The organism is Stackebrandtia soli (assembly GCF_965137155.1).
Lineage (GTDB): Bacteria > Actinomycetota > Actinomycetes > Mycobacteriales > Micromonosporaceae > Stackebrandtia > Stackebrandtia soli.
The window spans coordinates 24,614-46,139 of the sequence record NZ_CBCRZX010000019.1; the positions used below are offsets into that span (position 1 = coordinate 24,614).

The following is a 21,526-nucleotide window of genomic DNA, read 5'->3' on the forward strand; positions in this document are numbered from 1 at the left end:
CCCTCGAACCGATGACCCACTAGAGGTTGTCTCGTTACCTCAGGTCGCGCGAGGCGCGTGTCAGGGCGTCACTCGGCGAGGCGGAGGATCGCCCGCACACCGGTGTCGTACGCCGACGATCCGACAACGCGGGCGACGACCGTCGAACCGCTGACGTGGTTCGACCATGAACACCGCGACGCCGCCGCAGCCGATCTGCTGGGTGACGAGACAACCTTTTCGTCACCACGATAGACCCGGCGTCCTTCGGGCTCGACGCGCCCGCACGCGTCGCGCTCGCCGCTTCCCGTTGCACCGCTGAAGGAGCGGTGATCAGCTATGTGGATCTTCGGATGCCCGGTCGGCTGCGCGGGTGACGCGCAGAACGCGGTAGCCCTTCTGGCTGGCGTGTTTGACGGCGGTGAATCCGTGCGTGCCGAGCCAGGACGCCAGCGAATCGGCGCCCTTGTGGCGGGCGACGACGAGCCACGCGACTCCGCCGTGTGCCAGGCGCGGCAGCCACTCCAGCAGGAGCACGTGGAGCGCGTCCTTGCCGATACGGATCGGTGGGTTCGACCAGATCTCGTCGTACACCCTGTCCTTCGGTGCCTCGTCTGGGAGGACGGCGGTGACGCGGTCCCCGACGTCGTTACTGTCGGCGTTGCGCCGCACCAGTTCCAGCGCACGGTCGTTGACGTCGACCGCGGTGACTCGGCCGGTGGAGACGCGCGCGAGGGTCACCGTGATGGGACCGTAGCCACAGCCCAGATCGAGGTATTCACCGTCGCCGCTCGGTAGTGGCGCCTTGCGGAGCAGGACCGCCGTGCCGGGGTCGAGCCGCGACGAGGAGAAGACTCCGGCGGAGGCGTCCAATCGCAGGTCGACGCCGCCCGCGGTGAATTCGACGACGCGATCGGTCGCGGCCGAGGAGGGCCGCGCCGAGAAATAGTGTTCGGATTCGGTCACGGGGTTCATTGTGCGGCAGTGGGCCACGCCGCGCTGCGTCACATCCGCGCCTCGCGGGCAGATATCGACTAGCCTCGACGGACGTGGCAGCGAGCCAATCCCCATTCGGAACCCCGCCAACGCATTCGGCACCGCACCGGCACCGCCGGGTCGCCGAATCCTCACCACCCGACCGGCTGCGACGCACGGGGCGGGTCGACACCAACTCCATTGAACGTCCCGCCCGTCCCGCGAGGGGCGCCGCACGACCGCGAGGCTTCCGCGAACCCGACACGGTCCCGCTGCGTCGGGCCGCCGCCCGCGCGCGCAGGAAGAGCCAGGTGTGGCTGACCGTCGTCGCGTGTCTGGCGGGTGTCATCACCGCGAGTGCCTGCGCCGCAGGCGGTTGGATGCTGCTGCGGGACGATCCCGCTGCGGCCGAACCGAATCAGCAGCACACCGACGAGAACTCCGTTCCGCGCGACGACGTGCCCGACGCCGCGCTCTCGAGGGAGACCGACCCGGAGCCCGTCACGGCCGACGAGCTGTTCTCCGAATCCGCGCTCGACGGCTATACGGTCCTCGGGACCGACGAGGTGACGAAGTGCGCCGACGCGGCGGTCGGCGCGGTTGGCGACTTGTTGGCCGATGGTGACTGCACCCAGGTGGTCCGCGCGACCGTCGTCGCTCCCGACGGCGCGTACGTCGCGACCGTCGGCGTAGTGAATCTCGTCGACGACGCGGCGGCTTCGAGTGCCCGTGACGCGATCGAGGCGGGTGTCGACGGTGGTTTCGCCGCGCTGCGCACCGAGGGCGCGGGCAGCGAACTCGGGTTGAGCCCCACCGTCCTCGGTTTCAACACCTACGGGCACTACCTGCTGTATGTCGTGATAGGACGAGTCGACGGCGAGGCCCCGGCCGGCGACGACCCGGCCGTGGGCGCCCTCGTCTCCGAACTCGTCGACACGCACCTGATCAGGACCCTGAAGCCGCGCAGCGAGACTCAGGACTGACGCGCACCGCCGGGCGCGCGTGGAAACGCCTGAGCCGCGAACGAGGACGGCGGGGCGGCCGAGGTCGGGGCGGTCGGTCGCGCCGCGACGGTCCCCCGCAACGATGGGCCATGACGCCGGGATCACGACCGCGCGGACGGCGGCATCCCGCTCCTACGCGCTCGTCAGCGAGACCGCGACGGGGCGGTGATCCGAGTACGGGGCGGGCGGGTTGGCCGGGTCGCTCGGGCGCAGGTCCGGTGTCGTCAGGATGTGGTCGATCTGTTCGCCCGGCGTCGATGTCGTGTCGAAGGGACGATCGGCCGCGAAGGCGTCGACGAGACCGACGTCCATCAGGATCCGCCACACCTCGTCGTCCGGTTCGAGGTTGAGATCCCCGGCGAGGACGACGGGGCCGCGCGTCGCGGCGTCCGCCGCCAGTGCCGCGATCTGCTCGACCTGACCGGGGTCGTTCCAGTCCGGCGGTGGTTGCAGGTGTGTGGCGATGACGGTGACATCCGTTCCGTCCCAGTCGATGCCGACGCTGAGGGCCTGTGCGCCGGTCGGGCCGCCGGGGACGAGCGGGGTGTTCGCGATCGAGGTGATCGGGAGGTTCGTCAGCACGGCGTCGCCCCATACCCCGTCGGCGGCGGGCGCCCAGACGTATCGCATGCCGAGCCGATCGGCGAGTGCGGCGAGACCGTCGTGGCCGCCGTTGAGGAACCACCCTCTGTCTATCTCGGACAGTACGACGACGTTCGGGGCGAGGTCGGCGATGGTGTCGGCCTGTTCGGCGAGGTCGAGTGTTCCGTCGAGGCCGTAGCCCATGCGGACGTTGTACGCGACGACGCGCAGCTCGTCGGCGGGGGCGTCCACTGTGATCGCGGTGGGCGTGGTCGCGATGCCGCCCGCGAAGGCGACGACGGCCGCGGCGATCGGCCACACCGAGTACGGCGCGATCCGGGTGCGCGCGTGGGTGGCGGCCCGGCCCCGCCAGGCGAGGAACGCGAGCGCGGTGGCGGCGACGGCGGGCACCCATTCGTTATCGAGCGGGAGATCGTAGGCCGCGTAGTAGGCGAACAGGAGGACGACGAAGGCGATCATGCCGACGGACTGGGCGATCCCGGCGGCGATGGGTCGCGGGTTGGGATCGCGGCGCGCGGCCGCGAAACCGAAGCAGGCGGCGGTCGCCCACGCGGCGGCGACCGCGACGATGATCGTCCACCATGGATGTAGCCCGGTGACGCCGTCGACGGTGACGGTGGCGAGTGGGAACGCCAGCGCGGAGGCGATGAGGACGATGCCGGGCGCGAGCGGGTGCCCGGCCAACCGGTCGGGGGCGGCGACGACGGCGACGGTCGCGGTCACCGTGAAGGTGATGACGGCACCGGCCGCCCAGCCCGGCCATGCGGTGACGGCGGTGGCGAGGCCAGGGTTGGCGGCGAGCATGCCCCACAGCAGGACGGCGGGTCCGATGCCCCACCACGCGGAGGCCGTGGTGGCGTTGGGTTTCCGGCGTGTCCGGTGACGTTTCCACAGGGTTGTCCACAGGCCCAGGACGAGCGCGGCGGTCGCGGCCCACGGGAGGAGTCCCGGCCGCCAGGCCAGGTCGACGGTGTTGGACGCGACCTGGACGACGGTGGCGGCGGCGACACCGGTGATGACGCCGATGAACGCGCCTTGGGTGTCGTCGTCGCTCATCGCGGTGGCGGTCAGCCACGACAGTCCGATGGCGACGGTGACGGAGGCGACGTACAGCTGCGCCTGGCCCCCGTCGGTGGCCTGCAGCGCGAGGCGGGCGAGGCCGAGGGCGGCGCCCAGCCCGAGCGCGAGGGTCGTCGGCGTGACCAGCCGGGCAAAGGGGATGACGAGCACCGGCACGACGAACCAGGCCAGGGCGAACAGTCCCATGTACTCGGCCGGGGTGCCGCCCGCCTGCCCGAACAGGGTGATGAGCGAGGGCATGAAGACGCGCAGGCCGTCGAGGAGAAGGAGGACGCCCAGCGCGATATCGAGTCGCCACCGACGTGGAATCATGTCGCCGCCTTTCAAACGTGAGTCATTCTCGCCTATTTCGGAGCGACGCACAAGAAGGAACGCCGCCCGGCGCGAACCGGACGGCGTTCGAGGACTCGGCTCGTCAAGCCCGGGTCGAGGAGCGGGTCACCGCCCGATGACCGACGCCGAGCACGACGAGCGCGATCGCGGCGTACACCGCCGCGTCCGCCAGTTGCACCCGCCAGATGTCGCCCGCGCGGTAGTAGTCCACATAGACCTGATCGAGGTCGTCCGAGCAGGTGTCCCGGGAGCAGAGGGCGCCTTCGAGAACCAGGTCCGTGCGCGAGGACGACATGCCGTAGTCGACGGGGAAGGTGTCCTCGCTCCTGCCCGGGGGCTCGGGCGGACCCACGTAACCCTCCGCGGACCACTCCATCGGCACCGCGTACCGATACGGCGTCGTGAGGTGCGGCGAGACGAACACCCCGATGACGCCGAGCACGACGGCGTAGGCGGCGACCGTACCCGCGAGCGCGGCGATCGTGTTGCGGCTCAACGCGCCAATCGTCACCGCCAGCGCGAACGCCAGGAGGGTCAAGGCGCCGAGCACCGGTCCGATCGTCAGGTACCACGGCGAGGAGAACACCTGATGGAACAGGCCGGTCCGCGCGCCGTACACGGAGACGACGCCGAGCACCGCCATGAGGACCACCAGTGGAGATCCCGCGATCGTCAGTTTCGTCCACCACCAACGCTTCCGGCTCACGTCCTGGGAGAGGACGAAGACGTCGGTGCCCGCCTCGTACTCGCGCGCGAACAGTGGAGCGCCCGCGAAGGCGCCGAGGAACATCGGAAGCGCGATCATGACGAGGACGAAGACGAACTCGTTGTCCAGGAGGAGTTCGACGTCCGGACGACAACGGGGGCCGTCCGTCAGACCGCACCCGCTCAGGTCACCCGAGGCGATGATGGACGACCACCATCCGATCAGGACCAGCACGATGCTGACGGAGACGATCAGGTTGGCGCGTTGACGGCGCCAGACCAACCAGGTCATGAGGACACCTTCCCGGTCATGGCGACGTCGCGACGCAGGTGCGCCACGGTCAGATCCTCCAATGTGGGTTTCTCACCGTCGCCCGTACCGCGCACGAGGACCCGCGCGGACGGCCCGACGTCAACGGGGCCGACGACCTCGGCGTCACCGGTTTCGTCGGCGTCGACGAGGCGGTGTCCGTCGATCAGCTCCGCGACGGGGCCGGACAACCGCAGTCGTCCGCTCGTCAACAACAGCAGACGATCACAGAGCTGGTCCAGTTCGGACACGACGTGCGAGCTGATGATGACCGTGGTGCCGGTGACGGCGGCTTCCTCTCGGATCGACTGCTGCACGTCCTGACGCGCGATCGGGTCAAGGTCGGCGACGGGCTCGTCCAGCACCAGCACCGCGGGACGGCGCGCGAGCGCTAGCGCCAGGGCAACGCGGGTCCGCTGCCCGCCGGAGAGCGTGCGAACCGTCGCGCCCATCGGCACGGCGGCGGCGGTGATGAGCCGTTGCGCGTACGCGTCGTCCCACGTCCGGTTGAGCGACCGACCGGCGCGCAGCATCTCCGCGACGGTGAAGCGCCCGTACAGCGGCTTGGACTGGGCCAGGAAGGACAGCTGGGATCGGTCGGACCCGACGCCGACGGGTTCCCCGGAGACGAGGACGTCCCCGTCATCGGGCGCCAAGAGGCCCGCGACGATGGACATCAGGGTGCTCTTTCCCGCTCCGTTAGGGCCGACGAGCGCAGTGATCGAACCGGCGGGTATCGAGAACGAGCAATCGACGAGCGCCTCGGCCCGGCGATATCGCTTCTTGAGGGAACGCGCCACCAGGGCAGGCGTCGACATCACATCACATCCAGTCTTAAGGGGACAAAAGGTCGACGGGGGCATCGCGCGTCGAGCCACCACATACCGTACACAAGTGACGCAAGGACTTCGGTCACGAGCGGCGGCCGAACATCCGCGCCGGCCTCGCCGATTCGGCCACCCGGACTCGATCGCGGCGCATCCGTCGCTCATCGCGGAAATTGTTGGGCCACAATGGAAAGGTGAGCTACGTGGCCGAACCTTTCGTCGGCGTCACGACCGAGCACGAGAATCCCCGCCATGCCGAACGGGGAGGAACGCGCGGCGAACCGCCGCCGGACCACCGTCGCAGTCCGGCCTGAGCTAGCCTCGCGGGCCGCCTTCCTCGTCGCACCGTCGAGGCCACAACCGACGGTCCACAAATGTCCATCGACTCCCGCGTCGCCCGATCGAGCGATATTCCCGCGCCTCCCGACACTTCGATCCATAAAGGTGTCGATTGGCGCATACGTCATCCGAACATCGAGAACCCGGGAACCCTATATCGGATGTGATCGCAACCGATTCGTTATCTTACGAATTTGATTCGTCGTTCACCGCGTTCTTAACCGCCACTTAACAGGTAGCTACCGACCGTCCCCCTCGACGCCACTTTACGCACCGGTACCCAATATCCGAAGACGTGTGAGTTCCGCATGAAGTAATCCCTTTCCAAGCAAAAGTCCTGTTCCAGAGCTCGGGACGGCCGGGACGTCGCCGCGCGCCGCCACATACTGGGGGTACACGCGGGTGGACGAGCTGTCGTATTGTTGCGATTGTTCCTTCGCCCCGGAATGCCCACTAAATCGCTTCAAGAATGGGTGGCAACAATGCCCGATACCTCAACCGAAAGCGCCTTCGCTCGAACGCTCGCACATCACAGCGAAGAGGTCACCTCACCCGACGGCCGCATCAACGCGACCGTGCAGGCTGGACTGATCAAGGGCCTGTCGTTCGCCTCGGGTACCTACACGCAGTACACCGAGCCGGAGCTCCAGGCTCAGCTCGTCCAGCTGGCCAGGCTCGCGTGGGTGTCGCGAGAACGCGCCCGCCAGGCCGGTCTGCGTGCCGCCAACGGAGAAAGCCACGAGGCTCGACCGCGAGTCCCGGTGTCCTCCGCCGAGCGCAAGCTCCGCGAGGAGCGCGACGCCGCGCAGGTATCCGTCAGCAGCGCCAACCTGACGATCACGATCGTGGGCGGCACCCGGTGGGTCGTGAAGATCAAACCGGGCACCATTCGCAAGCTCAAGGAGGAGGAGTTCCTCCGCGAACTGGCGATGCTCGTCAAGCGGGCGATGGGCAGCTGGCGCAGCACCATGTCCCGACTGCGTGACAAGTCCTTCGGGCCCAGCGAAATCCTCCGCGATCTCGGCCGGTCGCGCACCACCTCTTAAAGAAAGGCATGGCAATGGAAGTCGATATCTTTGACGTCCTCATCGGCGCGGACATCCTGACCGACCTCGGCACGTCGTACGGCGAGTCGATCTCCACGATCAGCGGCACCGCCTCCCCCGGAGACGTCTTCGAGACGGGCACCGTGAGCGGCCCGTGGTCGAGCATGGTCAACGGGATCTGGAACTGCCTGGCGGACAGCCAGAACAACTGCAACGACACCGGACGCACCCTCGTGCGGTACGTCAACACCGTCTGCGCGCAGGACGCGTCGGCCGCGGCCGACCTCCAGCAGGAGATCGACGAGTACATCCAGGCGTCGCAGAACAGCGGCACCGACCCGGGCCTCCCCAGCCTCGACCCGAACAACCCCGGCAACGGCGTGCCCGAGCCCGATTACGACCCGGCCGACCGGCCGTAAGCCCCCAGCCCCCAGCCTTTCGTTGACGAGGTAAAGCAATGGCAGACGCATGTGGCGATCACAAGGACATGGATGAGGGTGCCTTCGGCTCCCACATCGAGGAACTAGCCACCAAGATCAAGGACAAGATCTCCGAGCTCGCCGCGAGCCAGGTCATGACGGACGCGCAGACCGCGCAGAGCGCCGTCGACTACGCGATCGAGCAGAAGACCCGCGAGATCCAAGACGACATCATGTACGACAACGTCGACCCCACTACGGTCACCTGGCCGGAGAAGGGCCCCGACAACGGGTACAGCCTGCTCGACTCGGGCACCAAGGAATTCGTCGACGACTACAAGGAGAACTACAACGTCGACCTGTTGACGTTCACCACGAGCGACGCGTCCAAGGCCGAGAGCGACCTGAAGAACGAACACCTCGTGTGGATCGTCGACCTCTTCTCGCGCGCCGGCTCCATCCCGAAGCCGAGCCGCGCCGACTCGCACATCGCGGCGCTGGAACTGGTCGCCGGAGCCGAGGGGCTCGTCGAGGTCGAGACGAACGACGAGGGCGAGATCGACGTCGACACCAACTCGACGAACCTCGGCAACTCGCAGCTCGGCTCCGCGGTGACCTCCGACGTCAACGCCGTCCGGTCCGCCGTCACGTCGTGGGACTCGGCGACGTCCAAGGTGTTCAAGTTCCAGTTCCTCCCGAAGATCCCCGTCGCGGCGGCCCACCAGGTGAACGTGATCCGCGCGATCCGCAACCTGCTCGGCGTCCACTACGGTCTCGTCGAACGCGCCCGCGCGGACATCGACAGCCTCGCCCACAGCGGACTCGAAGCGGTCGAGAGCTTCGACGACTGCTGTGGCGGTGGCGGCGACGTCCAGGCCTGGCTCGGTCTCGCCGGCGCGGTCCTCACCATCGCGGGCGCGGTCACCTCGATCGCGAGCGCCGGTACGAGCCTCGCGCTGGTCGGCGCGGGAATCAGCCTGATCAACGGTTCCGTCTCGGTGGCGAAGAACCTGGACTCGTTGAGCGCCACGGAAGAGCAGCTCGGTGCCGACACGCTCGACGGCGTCATCGAGAACCTGCGCACGCTGGCCCAGAAGTCCTGGACCGACCTCGACGAGGCCTACGAGAAGCTGGGCAGCGGCATGACCTCGCTGTCCGGACTGATCGAATCCAGCAAGCAGCATCTCGTGGCCCCGCGTCCCGAGGGCGCCAACGGCGAACCGGGCTTTGGCGACGCGACACCGGAGAACGTCGACGACGTCGTCAACTAATACACAGTGGACCAGTTTTGGCAGGGGCTGGTCGCCACTGAGCAACGAGGCGGGACGCGGTTGGCGTCTCGCCTCGTTGTTTCCGGCATGCGCACCGGAACCGCGGGTGCGATCGGGCGTGCCCGTCCGCGCGAGTGCGTCGAAAGTCGAAAGTGGAGATCGTCCGAAGTCCCGATCGAGTCCGCGTTGATCAGGGCAACGTACGGACGCGACGAGTCTCGGTCTGGCGGGCAGACCAGGCCGCCGGATCGTCGGGGTAACCGACCGCGACGAGGGTGAGGCCGTGCGGCGGCGCGACCGTGATCTGGTCGCTGCGACGGCCTAGCGTCAGCATCGACGCGAACCAGGCCGGGTCGCGGCGTCCCTCGCCGACGGCGATGAGCGCACCGACGAGGCTGCGGACCATCGAGTGACAGAAGGCGTCGGCGACGACGGTGATCGCGATGATCCCGTCCTCGGCACGGGCGACGTCGAAACGCCGCAGCGCCCGAATCGTCGTGGCGCCCTCGCGTTTACGGCAGAACGCCGCGAAGTCGTGCTCGCCCAGCACGGCCGTGGCCGCGCGACCCATCGCGGCCGCGTCGAGCGGACGAGCCCACCCAAGAGTGTCGTTGCGGCGCAAGGGTTCCACACCCCACGCCGAGTCGGAGACGCGATAGACGTACCGGCGCCAGGTCGCCGCGAACCGCGCGTCGAAGGCGGGATCGACGACCCGCACGTTCGGCACCCGCACATCCGGCGGCAGAATCCCCCGCAGTCGCCACACCGCCCGCTCCCCGTGCTGACGCCACGCCTCGACGGGGACGTCGACGTGGGCGACCTGACCGGTCGCGTGCACCCCGGCATCGGTCCGACCGGCGACCGTCAACCGCTCGTGCCGGCCGAACAGAAACGTCAAAGCGCGGTTGATCTCGCCGGCGACGGTGCGCCGTTCCGGCTGGAACGCCCAGCCGGAGAAGTCCGCGCCGTCGTAGGAGATGTCAAGCCGAAGCCGCACCATGTCGGGCGCGGAATCCTCGGCGGCCACGACCTCGGCATCGGCGGGCACTGTCTCGCCAACCGGCAGGGGCGCCCCGCCCACGACCGTGTCGGGGACTTCCCCGGGCACGACAACGGCCGTGCTGTCGGCGGGAATCGCTTCCCGCGCGGTCGCACGGCCGTTGTCGGACACGTCGTTACTTGTCGTCGCCGTCGGTCGCTTCGTCGTCGCCACCGGCGAGCGCCTCCACCGCTTCGGCCTTGGCGGCCTTGCGGGACGGAGCCTTGCGCTTCGGCGCGGCGGTCTCCTCGAGCTCTTCGACGAGCTCGATCACGGCCATCGGGGCGTTGTCGCCCTTGCGGGGGCCGATCTTGACGATGCGGGTGTAACCGCCGGAACGGTTGCTGTAGCGAGGCGCGATGTCGTCGAACAGGTCGTGCGCGACGTCCACTTCGGTCATCTTCGCGATGGCGCGACGGCGCGAGGCCAAGTCGCCCTTCTTCGCGAAGGTCACGAGACGCTCGGCGTACGGGCGCAAACGGCGCGCCTTCGCCTCGGTCGTCGTGATCTTGCCGTGCTTGAACAGCGAGGTCGCCAGGTTAGCCAGCATGAGCCGCTGGTGCGCCGAGGACCCACCCAGACGCGCGCCCTTTGTAGGCTGTGGCATTGGTTTCTCCTTTTAGTACTACAGCCTCTGCGGCTGTCGTCAGACAGCCTCTAGAGCTGCTCGGTCTCGCGAAGGTCTTCGCCGTCTTCGAAGTCGTCGTACTCCGCGTCGTCGTAGGCGGCAGCGGCCTCGGCCGGGTCGAACGTACCCGGCGAGTCCTTCAACGCCAGACCCAGCCCGGCGAGCTTCATCTTGACTTCGTCGATGGACTTCTGCCCAAAGTTGCGGATGTCGAGCAGGTCGGCTTCGGTGCGGTTGATCAACTCACCGACGCTGTCGACGCCCTCGCGCTTGAGGCAGTTGTAAGAACGAACGGTCAGTTCCAGTTCCTCGATCGGCAGCGCCAGGTCGGCGGCCAGCTGGGCGTCGGCGGGCGACGGTCCAACGTCGATGCCCTCGGCGGTGGAGTCGAGCTCACGATAGAGACCGAACAGTTCCACCAGGGTCGACCCGGCCGACGCCAGCGCGGTACGCGGGCTGGTCGACGGCTTGGTCTCGACATCGATGATCAGCTTGTCGAAGTCGGTGCGCTGCTCCACACGGGTAGCTTGCACCGAGTAGCTCACCTTCACCACCGGCGAGTAGATCGAGTCGACCGGAATCCGGCCGATACCCGCGTTCGGCTGCTTGTTCTGCGAGGCCGACACGTAGCCGCGGCCGCGTTCGACCGTGAACTCCATGTCGAGACGGCCCTTGCCGTTGAGCGTCGCGAGCTTCAGCTCCGGGTTGTGGACGGTGACGCCCGACGGGGGCTGAATGTCGCCCGCCGTCACGTCACCGGGGCCCTGCTTGCGCAGGTACATGGTGACCGGCTCGTCCGAGTCGGAGCTGACGCACAGCTGCTTGACGTTCAACACCAGCTCGACGACGTCTTCCTTGGCGCCGGGGATGGTGGTGAACTCGTGCAGCACGCCGTCGATCTTGATCGAGGTGACTGCCGCGCCCGGAATGGACGACAGAAGCGTCCGACGCAGCGAGTTGCCGAGCGTGTAGCCGAAGCCCGGCTCCAGCGGCTCGATGGAGAACCGCGAACGGGTCTCCGACAGCGTCTCTTCCGACAGCGTGGGCCGTTGAGTGATGAGCACTAGTGTTTTCCTTTACGTTTCGACGCCCGCTATATGACGTCTTCAACATGGACAGTCGAGTCCCGNGNCCGCCCGCGCGACGCGGGAGGTGCCGCGCGGGCGGACACGGTGGACGACTAACTACTTCGAGTAGAGCTCGACGATCAGCTGTTCCTGCACCTGGGTGTCGATCACCTGGCGCGCGGGCAGCGAGTGGACGAGGATCTTCATCTTCGACGGGATCGGCTCCAGCCACGCGGGAGCGGTCTTCTCGCCGGCCTCGGCGCGAGCCACCACGAACGGCGTCATCTCGACCGACTTCGGGCGAACCTCGACGATGTCCTTGGCGGTCACCCGGAACGAGGGGATGTTGACCTTGCGGCCGTTGACCATGAAGTGGCCGTGCGTCACCAGCTGGCGGGCCATGTCACGGGACTTGGCGAAACCGGCGCGGAACACGACGTTGTCGAGGCGTGACTCGAGGATGCGCAGCAGCTCTTCACCGGTCTTGCCGGAGCGCTTGTTGGCTTCCTCGTAGTAGTTGCGGAACTGCTTCTCCAGCACACCGTAGGTGCGCTTGGCCTTCTGCTTCTCACGCATCTGAAGCAGGTACTCGGTCTCCTTGGGGCGACCGCGACCGTGCTGTCCGGGCGGGAAGGGGCGCGACTCCAACGGGCACTTCGCGCTCTCGCACTTGCTCCCCTTGAGGAACAGCTTCATCTTCTCGCGACGGCAACGACGGCAGTCGGGTCCGGCATAACGAGCCATTGTCTATTACTCCCTTTCCCTAGACCCGACGCCGCTTGGGCGGACGGCAGCCGTTGTGCGGCTGAGGCGTGACATCGTTGATCGAACCGACTTCGAGGCCGGCGGCCTGCAGCGAACGGATCGCCGTCTCGCGGCCCGAACCGGGGCCCTTCACGAAGACGTCGACCTTGCGCATGCCGTGCTCCATGGCGCGGCGGGCGGCCGATTCAGCGGCCATCTGCGCGGCGAACGGCGTCGACTTGCGCGAACCCTTGAAGCCGACCTGGCCGGACGACGACCAGGAGATGACGGCACCGGTGGGGTCGGTGATCGAAACGATGGTGTTGTTGAACGTGCTCTTGATGTGGGCGTGCCCAGCAGCGACGTTCTTCTTTTCTTTACGGCGGAGTTTCTTGACCCCACCGCGAGTCTTCGGCGGCATGTAGCTGTGCGCTCCTAATATCCTGGCTGACTACTTCTTACCGGGCTTCTTCTTACCGGCCACAGTGCGCTTGGGGCCCTTACGGGTACGCGCATTGGTGCGGGTCCGCTGCCCATGAACGGGCAGGCCACGGCGGTGGCGGATGCCCTGGTAGCAGCCGATCTCGACCTTGCGGCGGATGTCAGCGGCGACCTCGCGGCGCAGGTCACCTTCCACCTGGTAGTTGGCCTCGATCCAGTCGCGCAGCTGAACCAGCTCGGCGTCGGTGAGGTCATGGACCCGGCGGTTCGGGTCGATGCTGGTGTTGGCACACGTCTCGATCGCGCGAGTGCGGCCAACGCCAAAGATGTACGTGAGGGCGATCTCGAGCCGCTTATCGCGCGGGAGATCGACACCAACTAGACGTGCCATTCGGGCTGTCTCCTTGAATAGTCGGAGGTCTGCACCGTTCGCGGCTCCCCGCCTGCCCGGGCGGGGCCCCGGCCTCCGCGCCGGGGGTGTCGTGCTCAGGGCACGGCGAACAGTGTTACTTGTCTATTGTGGGCGTTCTGCGAGAAGCAGCTGCCACAAGTGCTTCTAGCCCTGACGCTGCTTGTGGCGCGGGTCAGAGCAGATCACCATGACCCGGCCGTTACGGCGGATGGTGCGGCACTTGTTGCAGATCTTCTTGACGCTCGGCTTAACCTTCACGAGTCCTACTCGATGTCGTCGTCAGTCAGCGATAGCGGTAGACGATCCGCCCGCGCGACAGGTCGTATGGAGAAAGCTCCACGACGACCCTGTCCTCGGGCAGGATACGAATGTAATGCTGACGCATCTTGCCGCTGATGTGCGCCAAGACCTTGTGACCGTTAGTCAGCTCCACCCGGAACATGGCGTTCGGGAGGGGCTCAATGACCCGGCCCTCGATTTCAATTGCGCCGTCTTTTTTCGGCATGTCCTCCGCTACCGTGACTTCTCGGATCCGATACTGATCAACACTGTTTCGTCCAGCCGCGTCCGTCGCCGTGGAAGCGCGCAAGGCATGACGGACAAGACGCACAGCGCCGTCTAGGGAGTCTACTCTCCGCAAAAACCCCACACCAGCCGCCCCGCGGTCGGGCGTGTCACACGTCCGGGGATCACCCCGGCACCACCACCCGTTATCCGCTGTCGCACAAGTCTCATCGTTCGCTAGATTGAACGGTCCCATCGCGACGCTCGCCGGCGCCGTCGTCGCGTGGCATCCCGCCCGGCGTCGGACCCGCCCGGTCCGACGACCCTTCACCAAGGTGTCCTATGCGTAAATTCCTCGGCGCGTCGCTGTGCGCTGCCGTCCTGGTGCTCACTGGATGCACCACGTCCGCGAAGTTCGTCGACCCGACCGCGCCCACCCGCGACATGTTCGGCGCGGCCATCGAGGACGTCGCGGATCTCGACATGCTCCGCTACAACGTCGGAGTCACCGCTCTCGGAAACAACGTCACGTCACGAACGATCGAGTTCGTCGCCTTCTCCAACGGAACGTCCTACGGTACTTTCACCACGAAGAAGGCCGACGACAGTCAGATCATCTCGCACGGCGAGGACGTCTTCGCTCGATCAACGACCTCGTTCTGGAACGACGCCGGTTTCCCTAGCGGGGGAAAGCTCAAGAACAAGTGGGTCAAGGTCGACCCCGAGTCGTGGTTCAACCCTGGGGCGCTACTGGCACCCGCCTACGTCGCCGAAACCCTGCTCGAGCAATTCCAGGAGACCGACGCCCTCCGGGTCCAGCTGCCCGCTCCGGCGATGTTCAATGGCGTGTCCGCGTACTCGATCCCCACGCTGGGCGGGCACACCCACGTCGCCGCCGAAAAACCGCACGAACTGCTTGGCGTCGAGGGGGTCGAATTGTCGATCGCCGACCCTCAGACCCGCATCAGGACGACACTGCGCTTGGACCTTCTGATGACCCCGCCCGACGCCGAGGAACTCACGGAACTCGGTGAGAAGCTGCAGGAGGTCTCGAACGATATGGAGACTCCTTTCGATCTCACGTCGACCGTCGACGTCAAGACCGATCAGAAGTCATACGACTGCCACTCCTCCTTCACCTGCACCTTCGTCGTAGAGGTCGAGGTCCACGTCTACGGCGACAGGTCGGACCGTGCACTCGTGGTCTTCGAAGCGACGAGCGAGTCGAGCACCCTCGGAGAAGAGACGTGCGTGGCGACGAAAACCGTCAAGACCACGAAGAAGGTCGACATGACCTGCACCGTCCAATTTCCCGTGATCCCGGGTAGCCACGAGATCCAGGGGCTCTGGACGAGCAACGCCTTCGCGATCCTCGACTACGATGCCGACGCGCTATCCACCGCCTTCGAAGAGGCGATGACGGCCGCTGGCTGACGGTGACGACAACGGGCCCGATCATTCGGTCGGGCCCTTTCCATGCCCGAGGCGGGCGAGTGGTCAGCGCGGGTCGCGGGCCGTCAGCACGTAGGCGGGTGGGATGTTCAGCAACACGGGGCGGCTGATCTCGATCTGGGCGAACCGTTCCGCCAACAGTCCGCGAAACCGCCGAGCCGTCGGCATGGAGAACGCGCCGACGTAGTTGAACGTCACGAACGGGCCGCCGGAGTCGCGCAGGCTCAGCACGACCGCGTCGAGCACGTCCCGCTGGAGCTGCTCGGGGAACGCCGCGAAGGGCAGGCCGGAGACAACGGCGTCGACGCCCGTACGACCGCGTTCCGCCAATATCTTCACGAGTTCGGTGGCGCTGTCGTTGACGACGTCGACGTTCGGGAATCTTCGGCGCAGTCGCTCGGCGAACTCGGGGTTCAGCTCGACGGCGACATGACTGCCGCCATCGCCCAGACGACCCTGGATCGCCTCCGTCAAGGCACCCGTGCCGGGGCCGAGCTCCGCGACATCGGGATCATCGATACCGGTGAGCACGGTGGTCATGGCGGTCGCGAGGTACCGCGACGACGGCAGGACCGCGCCGGTGCGGCCGGGGGTCCGCATCCACGACCGAAAGAAGACGGCGGCGTCGCCCCAATAGCCTCGAGGCTGCGGCGTTTCCGAGGTGGCGTTCATCTCGGTCGAGGGTACGGGATGAGTGCCCGAATCGGTAACCCCGCATCGGGAAGCCATGCGTGGACTGGCGATCCGGGTCACCGTGCCGACGTCAGGTCGGCGCGGGCTCGACGACGGGCTCCGTCTCGCGTTCGGCGGCGCGAAGCCACGTCACATAGCCGTGCACCACGAGCCCGGCGAAGATCACGTACACGAAGGCCGAGAACCACAGCCCCGCGTTGAGCTGAAACGGCACCCCGACGATGTCGACGGCGAGCCAGACGAGCCAGAACTCGGCCAGCCCACGTCCCTGCGCCGCGAAGGCGACGATCGAACCGATGAAGATCCAGGCGTCGGGCCACGGCAGCCACGCCGAGGAGCCCGTCCACTGGAGGTACGAGCCGTACGCGAGCGTCCCCACGACCATGGCGGCGATGAGCAGCAGCCACTCGGTCCGATTCGCCTTGCGCACCGGCACCCCGAACACCGTCTTACGGTGCCGCCACCACGCCCAGGCGCCGTACGCCGAGATCAAGAAGATGGCGATCTGTCGATCCCTGAGGCCCGTCAGACCGGCGTCGTTGTAGACCGTGAACAGCAGGACGGTCGCGAGGATCTGGACCGGCCACACCCACAGACTGCGTTTGGCGGCCATGAGCACGACCGCGATCGCCGACAGCTGGCCGACGAGTTCGGCCCAACTGACGTGCTGCCCGAACAGGGACGGGCCGAACTCGTTGAGATATCCCACGAAAATCACGCTACTCGCTGGTAAAGGCGCGGCGCGACTCGCGCTCGGCTCGCTGACGATCCAAGGTGGGCCGGATCATGAACCGCTCCATGAGAGTCACCGACAGCATCGGCGCGCCGATCGGTCCCGCGACCCACAGCGGCCAGAACGGATCCTGATCGGCCCCCGTCACCATCAGGATCACGGCGATGACGCTGCACAGCAGGACGGGGACCGACCAGCCGAACCACATCCACTTGATCCACGCGGGCGTGCCGGACCGGCGCACCTTCCCGGTGCGGACCGGCGTCGCGAGATCGCCACCGGGCACCGAGACGACCGTCCGACCGAGACCCATCAGGTCACCCGTGATCGGCGTCAGGTCGCCGACGGTCTTCGCTTCGAAGATGCGCTGCAGCCTCTCGTCGTACTCGGCGAGGGACAGCCGGCCCTCGTCCACCGCCGACTTCAACAACCGGGACACGACTTCGCGATCGCTGTCGCCGATGCGCAGCTTGTCTTTATCGTTCACATTCAGCCTTCGAGGGTGGAGAGGTGGTGGTGCGCGTCAGTCGTCGTTCATGAGCTTGGACCACGTGGAGGCCAGGGCTCCGATCCCCCAGATCCCGACGATCCACGCGGGCCAGTAGTGGCCCGGCGGGTTGCCGCTGGCGATCCAGCCGATCGCCCACAGCCCCGTGAAGAAGATCAACGCCCCACCGAAACCCGACCAGATGCCCCGCAGCTCCTTGCGGCGCCGCGCGCGGCGCTTGTCGACCGCCTCCCGCGACGTCACCGCGCCCGGTTGGACGGCCTCCAACTCCGACTGGCCGGCCGGGACCGTGCCCGGGATGTCGGCGAGAAGCCTGTCCAGATCGCCGTACGTCTTCGCCTGATAGGCGGACGCGATCCGCTCGTCGTACTCCGACAGGTCGAGACGACCCTCGTCCAGGGCGTGGCGAAGTCGGTCGACGGTGAGCTTGCGGTCGGAGTCGGCGGCCCGTTGACCGCTCCGGTCGGGGGCAGGCGGATGGGCGTCATCGGACATGCAACCATCATGCCACCAAGGTGACGTCACGTCGAGCGGGCGAGACGCGCCGCGGAAACCGTTCGCCAATCGTTACCGAAAAGCTCCACAAGGGAACTTAGGTTCACTTGTGGAGCGGAGGAAAACGGTTCAGCCGCGGGCTTTCGCGGAGGCCAACTCGCCGAGCCTGGCGAGACCGCCGTCCGGTGCCGTCAGTACCCACACCCCGTCGCCGCACAACGCGATCGAGTGCTCGACGTGCGCGGCCATCGACCGGTCGGCCGTCCGCACGGTCCAGCCGTCGGAGTCGTCGACCGTCTCGGGATTGCCGAGCGTGATCATCGGCTCGATCGCCAGGGCCATGCCCGTCCGCAGCTTCACGCCGCGCCCCGGGGCGCCGTAGTTGAGGATGTGCGGGTCCTGATGCATCTCGGTGCCGATGCCGTGGCCGCCGAAGCCCTCCACGATGCCGTAATCGCCGGACGCCTCCACGGACGTCTCGATCGCGTGCGAGACGTCGCCGAGGCGCTTCCCGGTCGCGGCCGCGCGGATTCCGGCCCACATCGACTCCTCGCAGGCGGCGATCAGCGCGGTCAGGTCCGACGAGATCTCGCCGACTCCGACGGTGATCGCGGCGTCGCCGTGCCAGCCGTCCACAATGGCGCCTACGTCGACCGACACGATGTCGCCCTCGCGGAGCACCTGCTTGCGGGACGGGATCGCGTGGACGACCTGCTCGTTCACCGAGGAACAGATCGAGGCCGGGTAGGGGCCGAGCCCGATGTCGTAGCCCTTGAACGACGGGATGCCGCCGTTGTCGCGAATGACCGTCTCGGAGAGCTCGTCGAGCTCCCCCGTCGACACGCCGGGCGCGACCGCGCCACGAATCGCGTCATGGACGGCCGCGACGACGAGACCGGCAGCGCGCATCTTGTCGAACTGCTCGGGCGTCTTGTACTGGATGTTGTTCTTGGTACCGAACACTCGACCGTCACACCTCGTAGGACGACAGGACCGCGAGGGCGCGTTCCGTCACGTCCTCGACCGGACCGGTCGCGTCGATGCCGACCAGCTTGCCGGTGCGGCCGTAGAAACCGATCAACGGAGCGGTCTCGCGGGCGTACACCTTCAGCCGGTTGGCGATGGTCTCGGGCTTGTCGTCGTCGCGCTGGTACAACTCACCAGAACAGCGATCGCACACGCCTTCGGCCTGGGTGCGATCGAACTCGACATGCCAGATCTTTCCGCAGCCGCGACACGTCCGGCGACCCGACAGACGCCGAATCACCTCGTCGTTGTCGACGACGAGTTCCAACACCAGATCCAGGCCCGTGCCGAGATCGGCGAGGAGCTTGTCCAATGCCTGCGCCTGTGGGACGGTGCGGGGGAACCCGTCGAGCAGGAAACCGTCCTCGGCGTCGGGCTCCGCCAGTCGCGCGCGGACCATGTTGATGACGACCTCGTCGGGCACCAGCTCACCGGCGTCCATGTATCGCTTGGCTTCCAGACCGAGCTCGGTGCCACCCGTCACGTTGGCCCGAAGGATGTCCCCCGTGGAGATCTTCGGTACCGACAGCTGTGTGGCGATGAACTCCGCCTGCGTGCCCTTGCCCGCTCCGGGCGGGCCGACCAGAACCAACCTCATACGCTGTCCCCCTTACCGAAGGAAACCCTCGTAGTTGCGCTGCATTAGCTGGCTTTCGATCTGCTTGACGCTCTCAAGACCGACGCCGACCATGATGAGCACAGCCGTACCACCGAACGGGAACTGGTTGAACGCCTGGTTTCCGCCGAACGCGATGATCGCGAGGTTCGGGAGAACGGCGATCAGACCGAGGTAGATCGAACCGGGGAACGTCAACCGCGACAGCACGCGCTCAAGGAACTGAGCGGTCGGCTTGCCGGGGCGGACGCCCGGGATGAATCCGCCGAGCTTCTTCATGTTGTCCGCGACGTCGTTCGGGTTGAACGAGATCGAGACGTAGAAGTATGTGAAGAAGACGATGAGGAAGAAGTAGACGACCGTGTAGACCCAGTTGCCGGGGTTGGACAGGTAGTCGGTGACGAAGCGAACCCACGCGGGCGGGTCGGTGTCGTTCTGGTAGAACTGCGAGATCAACGTCGGGATGTACAAAAGCGACGATCCGAAGATGACCGGGATGACGCCGGCCTGGTTGACCTTCAGCGGGATGTACGTGGAGGTGCCGCCGTACATGCGACGTCCCACCATCCGCTTCGCGTACTGCACCGGGATGCGGCGCTGCGCCTGCTCGATGAAGACGACGAGGGCGATGATCGCGATACCCACCGCGATGATCGCGCCGAACAGGAACCAGCTGTCCTCGGTCTCCTTCAGCTGCCAGACCTGGCCGGGCAGCTGGGCGGCGATCGACGCGAAGATCAGGACCGACATGCCGTTGCCGACGCCGCGGTCGGTGACGAGTTCGCCGAACCACATCGTGACGGCGGCGCCCGCGGTCATGACCATGACCATGACGGTCAGCGTCATCCACATCGGGATACCGACCTCCATGGCGGAGGTGTCCGGGATGATCTCGGTACACGCCGGGTTCGGGTTGTTGTTGAACAACGTGCCCGTACGCGCCAAGGCGATGTAGCCGGAAGCTTGAAGGATGGCCAACCCCAGCGTCAGGTAACGCGTGTACTGGGTGATCTTGCCCTGGCCCGAGGGGCCTTCCTTCTTCAGCTGCTCCAGTCGGGGAATCACGACCGTGAGCAGCTGCAAGATGATGCTCGCGGTGATGTAGGGCATGATGCCCAGCGCGAGAACCGACAGCTGCAGCAAGGCGCCGCCGGAGAACATGTTCAACAGCGTGAAGACGCCGGTATCCGACTCGGCCGTACCGAGACAGGCTTGCACGTTGCCGTACGACACGCCAGGACTGGGAAGGGCGGCTCCCAGTCGGTACAGCCCGAGGACGAACAGAGTAAACAGGATCTTCTTGCGCAGATCGGGCGTCCGAAACGCGCTGAAGAATGCGGTTAGCAACTCAGGTTCCTCCAGCAACTGCCGCCACTGGGGTAAGTGGCGATGGGCGTGGTGTAGTGGTAGCCCGCACATGCGGGCCGCGTGAGGGACTCTAACAGCCCGCACCGAGTCCGAGCTCGGCGGCGGGCTTCGAACCCATAACAATGCGATCGCGCCGCGGCGATGCCGAACGGCGTCCGGGCAACGGTTCCCCGTGAACGGCCGAGAAGACGGCCGGGGACGACACGCCCGAGAACGCGAGTGGGCCGGTTGTTCGAGGACGAACCGGCCCACTCGACATTGCTGTGTTAGGCGTTCTTGCCGAGGACGGAGGTCGAACCACCGGCGGCGGCGATCTTCTCCTTGGCGGAGCCGGAGAAGGCGTTCGCGGTGATGTCGAGCTTGACACCGCCCAGGTCGCCGGAACCGAGCACCTTGACCGGCTGGCCCTTTCGGACCGCGCCGGCGCGCGCCAGCTCCAACGGACCGACCTTGCCGCCATCCGGGAACAGCTCAGCGAGCTTGTCCAGGTTGACGACCTGGTAGGTCACCTTGAACGGGCTACGGAAGCCCTTCAGCTTCGGCAGCCGCATGTGCAGCGGCATCTGGCCACCCTCGAACGCCGCGGGGACGTTCTTACGGGCCTTCGTACCCTTGGTACCGCGACCAGCGGTCTTTCCCTTGGAACCCTCACCGCGACCCACGCGGGTCTTGGCGGTGTTGGAACCGGGGGCGGGACGCAGGTGGTGAATCTTGATCGTCATCGCTACTCGACCTCCTCGACCGAGACGAGGTGCGTCACGGTGTGGATCATGCCGCGGATCTCAGGCCGGTCTTCCTTGACAACGACATCGTTGATGCGGCGCAGGCCCAGGGAACGCAGCGTCTCGCGCTGGTTGGGCTTGGTGCCGATCAGGGAACGACGCTGCGTGACCTTCAAACGTGCCATCA

The 21,526-nt window shown here is 66.8% G+C and carries 26 protein-coding genes; 5 read left to right on the forward strand and 21 right to left on the reverse strand.

Annotated elements, in window-relative coordinates; genetic code table 11:
• Positions 1-312: 312 nt before the first annotated feature.
• A complete protein-coding gene (locus tag ACM9NP_RS12855; RefSeq protein ID WP_415646895.1) occupies positions 313-954 on the reverse strand; it encodes a class I SAM-dependent methyltransferase in 642 nt (213 codons plus the stop codon).
• Between the two features lie 74 nt (positions 955-1,028).
• Here ACM9NP_RS12855 and ACM9NP_RS12860 point away from each other — a divergent pair, with 74 nt between their 5' ends.
• Positions 1,029-1,937 carry a hypothetical protein gene (locus ACM9NP_RS12860; RefSeq protein WP_415646896.1) on the forward strand — a complete coding sequence of 303 codons (909 nt, stop codon included), beginning with the start codon at positions 1,029-1,031 and terminating at the stop codon, positions 1,935-1,937.
• A gap of 153 nt (positions 1,938-2,090) precedes the next feature.
• Here the strand turns inward: ACM9NP_RS12860 and ACM9NP_RS12865 are convergent, their stop codons facing one another.
• From ACM9NP_RS12865 to ACM9NP_RS12875, 3 genes are all read right to left on the reverse strand, one after another.
• Positions 2,091-3,953, reverse strand: a complete 1,863-nt coding sequence (locus tag ACM9NP_RS12865) for an endonuclease/exonuclease/phosphatase family protein (RefSeq protein ID WP_415646897.1) — start codon at positions 3,951-3,953, stop codon at positions 2,091-2,093.
• Positions 3,954-4,056: 103 nt separating this feature from the next.
• Complete coding sequence (locus tag ACM9NP_RS12870; RefSeq protein ID WP_415646898.1) at positions 4,057-4,971, reverse strand: hypothetical protein; 915 nt, start codon at positions 4,969-4,971, stop codon at positions 4,057-4,059.
• Positions 4,968-5,807 carry an ABC transporter ATP-binding protein gene (locus ACM9NP_RS12875; RefSeq protein WP_415646899.1) on the reverse strand — a complete coding sequence of 280 codons (840 nt, stop codon included), beginning with the start codon at positions 5,805-5,807 and terminating at the stop codon, positions 4,968-4,970. The genes ACM9NP_RS12870 and ACM9NP_RS12875 overlap by 4 nt, the downstream gene beginning before the upstream one ends.
• Before the next feature lie 830 nt (positions 5,808-6,637).
• Here ACM9NP_RS12875 and ACM9NP_RS12880 point away from each other — a divergent pair.
• Genes ACM9NP_RS12880 through ACM9NP_RS12890 form a run of 3 tightly spaced genes read left to right on the forward strand, consistent with a single transcriptional unit; the run spans position 6,638 to position 8,891 of the window.
• The gene (locus ACM9NP_RS12880; RefSeq protein ID WP_415646900.1) at positions 6,638-7,201 is read left to right on the forward strand and encodes a hypothetical protein; all 564 of its coding nucleotides are present in this window, start codon (positions 6,638-6,640) and stop codon (positions 7,199-7,201) included.
• Positions 7,202-7,215: 14 nt separating this feature from the next.
• Positions 7,216-7,620, forward strand: coding sequence for a hypothetical protein (locus ACM9NP_RS12885; RefSeq protein ID WP_415646901.1), 405 nt, complete (start codon positions 7,216-7,218; stop codon positions 7,618-7,620).
• A 38-nt stretch (positions 7,621-7,658) separates the two neighbouring features.
• Positions 7,659-8,891 carry a hypothetical protein gene (locus tag ACM9NP_RS12890; protein WP_415646902.1) on the forward strand — a complete coding sequence of 411 codons (1,233 nt, stop codon included), beginning with the start codon at positions 7,659-7,661 and terminating at the stop codon, positions 8,889-8,891.
• Positions 8,892-9,081: 190 nt separating this feature from the next.
• Here ACM9NP_RS12890 and truA read toward each other — a convergent pair whose 3' ends face one another.
• The 8 genes from truA to infA form a co-directional block, all read right to left on the reverse strand.
• A complete protein-coding gene (gene truA, locus ACM9NP_RS12895) occupies positions 9,082-9,891 on the reverse strand; it encodes a tRNA pseudouridine(38-40) synthase TruA (protein WP_415646958.1) in 810 nt (269 codons plus the stop codon).
• Positions 9,892-10,066: 175 nt separating this feature from the next.
• A complete protein-coding gene (gene rplQ / locus ACM9NP_RS12900) occupies positions 10,067-10,537 on the reverse strand; it encodes a 50S ribosomal protein L17 (protein WP_415646903.1) in 471 nt (156 codons plus the stop codon).
• Between the two features lie 50 nt (positions 10,538-10,587).
• Positions 10,588-11,622 (reverse strand): DNA-directed RNA polymerase subunit alpha, encoded by a 1,035-nt coding sequence (locus ACM9NP_RS12905; RefSeq protein ID WP_415646904.1) that lies wholly within the window; start codon positions 11,620-11,622, stop codon positions 10,588-10,590.
• Between the two features lie 120 nt (positions 11,623-11,742).
• A complete protein-coding gene (gene rpsD / locus ACM9NP_RS12910) occupies positions 11,743-12,369 on the reverse strand; it encodes a 30S ribosomal protein S4 (RefSeq protein ID WP_415646905.1) in 627 nt (208 codons plus the stop codon).
• A 19-nt stretch (positions 12,370-12,388) separates the two neighbouring features.
• Complete coding sequence (gene rpsK / locus ACM9NP_RS12915; protein ID WP_415646906.1) at positions 12,389-12,790, reverse strand: 30S ribosomal protein S11; 402 nt, start codon at positions 12,788-12,790, stop codon at positions 12,389-12,391.
• A 30-nt stretch (positions 12,791-12,820) separates the two neighbouring features.
• Positions 12,821-13,201 (reverse strand): 30S ribosomal protein S13, encoded by a 381-nt coding sequence (gene rpsM / locus ACM9NP_RS12920; protein WP_415646907.1) that lies wholly within the window; start codon positions 13,199-13,201, stop codon positions 12,821-12,823.
• A 165-nt stretch (positions 13,202-13,366) separates the two neighbouring features.
• Positions 13,367-13,480 carry a 50S ribosomal protein L36 gene (gene rpmJ, locus ACM9NP_RS12925; protein ID WP_415646908.1) on the reverse strand — a complete coding sequence of 38 codons (114 nt, stop codon included), beginning with the start codon at positions 13,478-13,480 and terminating at the stop codon, positions 13,367-13,369.
• A 25-nt stretch (positions 13,481-13,505) separates the two neighbouring features.
• Positions 13,506-13,727 (reverse strand): translation initiation factor IF-1, encoded by a 222-nt coding sequence (gene infA, locus ACM9NP_RS12930; protein WP_013016493.1) that lies wholly within the window; start codon positions 13,725-13,727, stop codon positions 13,506-13,508.
• Positions 13,728-14,068: 341 nt separating this feature from the next.
• Between infA and ACM9NP_RS12935 the strand changes: the two genes are divergently transcribed.
• The gene (locus ACM9NP_RS12935; RefSeq protein ID WP_415646909.1) at positions 14,069-15,160 is read left to right on the forward strand and encodes a hypothetical protein; all 1,092 of its coding nucleotides are present in this window, start codon (positions 14,069-14,071) and stop codon (positions 15,158-15,160) included.
• Between the two features lie 63 nt (positions 15,161-15,223).
• Here the strand turns inward: ACM9NP_RS12935 and ACM9NP_RS12940 are convergent, their stop codons facing one another.
• The 9 genes from ACM9NP_RS12940 to rpmD form a co-directional block, all read right to left on the reverse strand.
• Entirely contained in the window at positions 15,224-15,850 is a 627-nt protein-coding gene (locus tag ACM9NP_RS12940; protein ID WP_415646910.1) for a class I SAM-dependent methyltransferase, read from the reverse strand.
• 91 nt (positions 15,851-15,941) lie between these two features.
• Positions 15,942-16,580 (reverse strand): nicotinamide mononucleotide transporter family protein, encoded by a 639-nt coding sequence (locus tag ACM9NP_RS12945; protein ID WP_415646911.1) that lies wholly within the window; start codon positions 16,578-16,580, stop codon positions 15,942-15,944.
• A gap of 10 nt (positions 16,581-16,590) precedes the next feature.
• Positions 16,591-17,091 carry a DUF1707 SHOCT-like domain-containing protein gene (locus ACM9NP_RS12950; RefSeq protein WP_415646912.1) on the reverse strand — a complete coding sequence of 167 codons (501 nt, stop codon included), beginning with the start codon at positions 17,089-17,091 and terminating at the stop codon, positions 16,591-16,593.
• Positions 17,092-17,127: 36 nt separating this feature from the next.
• Complete coding sequence (locus ACM9NP_RS12955) at positions 17,128-17,607, reverse strand: DUF1707 domain-containing protein (RefSeq protein ID WP_415646913.1); 480 nt, start codon at positions 17,605-17,607, stop codon at positions 17,128-17,130.
• A gap of 129 nt (positions 17,608-17,736) precedes the next feature.
• Positions 17,737-18,570: a type I methionyl aminopeptidase gene (map, locus tag ACM9NP_RS12960; protein WP_415646914.1), complete on the reverse strand. Its 834-nt coding sequence runs from the start codon at positions 18,568-18,570 to the stop codon at positions 17,737-17,739.
• Positions 18,571-18,577: 7 nt separating this feature from the next.
• The gene (locus ACM9NP_RS12965; RefSeq protein ID WP_415646915.1) at positions 18,578-19,231 is read right to left on the reverse strand and encodes an adenylate kinase; all 654 of its coding nucleotides are present in this window, start codon (positions 19,229-19,231) and stop codon (positions 18,578-18,580) included.
• Positions 19,232-19,243: 12 nt separating this feature from the next.
• Positions 19,244-20,596, reverse strand: a complete 1,353-nt coding sequence (secY, locus tag ACM9NP_RS12970) for a preprotein translocase subunit SecY (protein ID WP_415646916.1) — start codon at positions 20,594-20,596, stop codon at positions 19,244-19,246.
• A 287-nt stretch (positions 20,597-20,883) separates the two neighbouring features.
• Positions 20,884-21,339, reverse strand: coding sequence for a 50S ribosomal protein L15 (rplO, locus tag ACM9NP_RS12975; RefSeq protein WP_415646917.1), 456 nt, complete (start codon positions 21,337-21,339; stop codon positions 20,884-20,886).
• A 2-nt stretch (positions 21,340-21,341) separates the two neighbouring features.
• Positions 21,342-21,524 (reverse strand): 50S ribosomal protein L30, encoded by a 183-nt coding sequence (gene rpmD / locus ACM9NP_RS12980; RefSeq protein ID WP_415646918.1) that lies wholly within the window; start codon positions 21,522-21,524, stop codon positions 21,342-21,344.
• Positions 21,525-21,526 lie beyond the last annotated feature (2 nt).

Bases quoted from the DNA above. Each gene is read 5' to 3' on its own strand.
- ACM9NP_RS12855 (WP_415646895.1), bottom strand. From the start codon at position 954: ATGAACCCCGTGACCGAATCCGAACACTATTTCTCGGCGCGGCCCTCC.
- ACM9NP_RS12865 (WP_415646897.1), bottom strand. From the start codon at position 3,953: ATGATTCCACGTCGGTGGCGACTCGATATCGCGCTGGGCGTCCTCCTT.
- ACM9NP_RS12870 (WP_415646898.1), bottom strand. From the start codon at position 4,971: ATGACCTGGTTGGTCTGGCGCCGTCAACGCGCCAACCTGATCGTCTCC.
- ACM9NP_RS12875 (WP_415646899.1), bottom strand. From the start codon at position 5,807: ATGTCGACGCCTGCCCTGGTGGCGCGTTCCCTCAAGAAGCGATATCGC.
- ACM9NP_RS12880 (WP_415646900.1), top strand. From the start codon at position 6,638: ATGCCCGATACCTCAACCGAAAGCGCCTTCGCTCGAACGCTCGCACAT.
- ACM9NP_RS12885 (WP_415646901.1), top strand. From the start codon at position 7,216: ATGGAAGTCGATATCTTTGACGTCCTCATCGGCGCGGACATCCTGACC.
- ACM9NP_RS12890 (WP_415646902.1), top strand. From the start codon at position 7,659: ATGGCAGACGCATGTGGCGATCACAAGGACATGGATGAGGGTGCCTTC.
- truA (WP_415646958.1), bottom strand. From the start codon at position 9,891: ATGGTGCGGCTTCGGCTTGACATCTCCTACGACGGCGCGGACTTCTCC.
- rplQ (WP_415646903.1), bottom strand. From the start codon at position 10,537: ATGCCACAGCCTACAAAGGGCGCGCGTCTGGGTGGGTCCTCGGCGCAC.
- rpsD (WP_415646905.1), bottom strand. From the start codon at position 12,369: ATGGCTCGTTATGCCGGACCCGACTGCCGTCGTTGCCGTCGCGAGAAG.
- rpsK (WP_415646906.1), bottom strand. From the start codon at position 12,790: ATGCCGCCGAAGACTCGCGGTGGGGTCAAGAAACTCCGCCGTAAAGAA.
- rpsM (WP_415646907.1), bottom strand. From the start codon at position 13,201: ATGGCACGTCTAGTTGGTGTCGATCTCCCGCGCGATAAGCGGCTCGAG.
- infA (WP_013016493.1), bottom strand. From the start codon at position 13,727: ATGCCGAAAAAAGACGGCGCAATTGAAATCGAGGGCCGGGTCATTGAG.
- ACM9NP_RS12935 (WP_415646909.1), top strand. From the start codon at position 14,069: ATGCGTAAATTCCTCGGCGCGTCGCTGTGCGCTGCCGTCCTGGTGCTC.
- ACM9NP_RS12940 (WP_415646910.1), bottom strand. From the start codon at position 15,850: ATGAACGCCACCTCGGAAACGCCGCAGCCTCGAGGCTATTGGGGCGAC.
- ACM9NP_RS12955 (WP_415646913.1), bottom strand. From the start codon at position 17,607: ATGTCCGATGACGCCCATCCGCCTGCCCCCGACCGGAGCGGTCAACGG.
- ACM9NP_RS12965 (WP_415646915.1), bottom strand. From the start codon at position 19,231: ATGAGGTTGGTTCTGGTCGGCCCGCCCGGAGCGGGCAAGGGCACGCAG.
- rplO (WP_415646917.1), bottom strand. From the start codon at position 21,339: ATGACGATCAAGATTCACCACCTGCGTCCCGCCCCCGGTTCCAACACC.
- rpmD (WP_415646918.1), bottom strand. From the start codon at position 21,524: ATGGCACGTTTGAAGGTCACGCAGCGTCGTTCCCTGATCGGCACCAAG.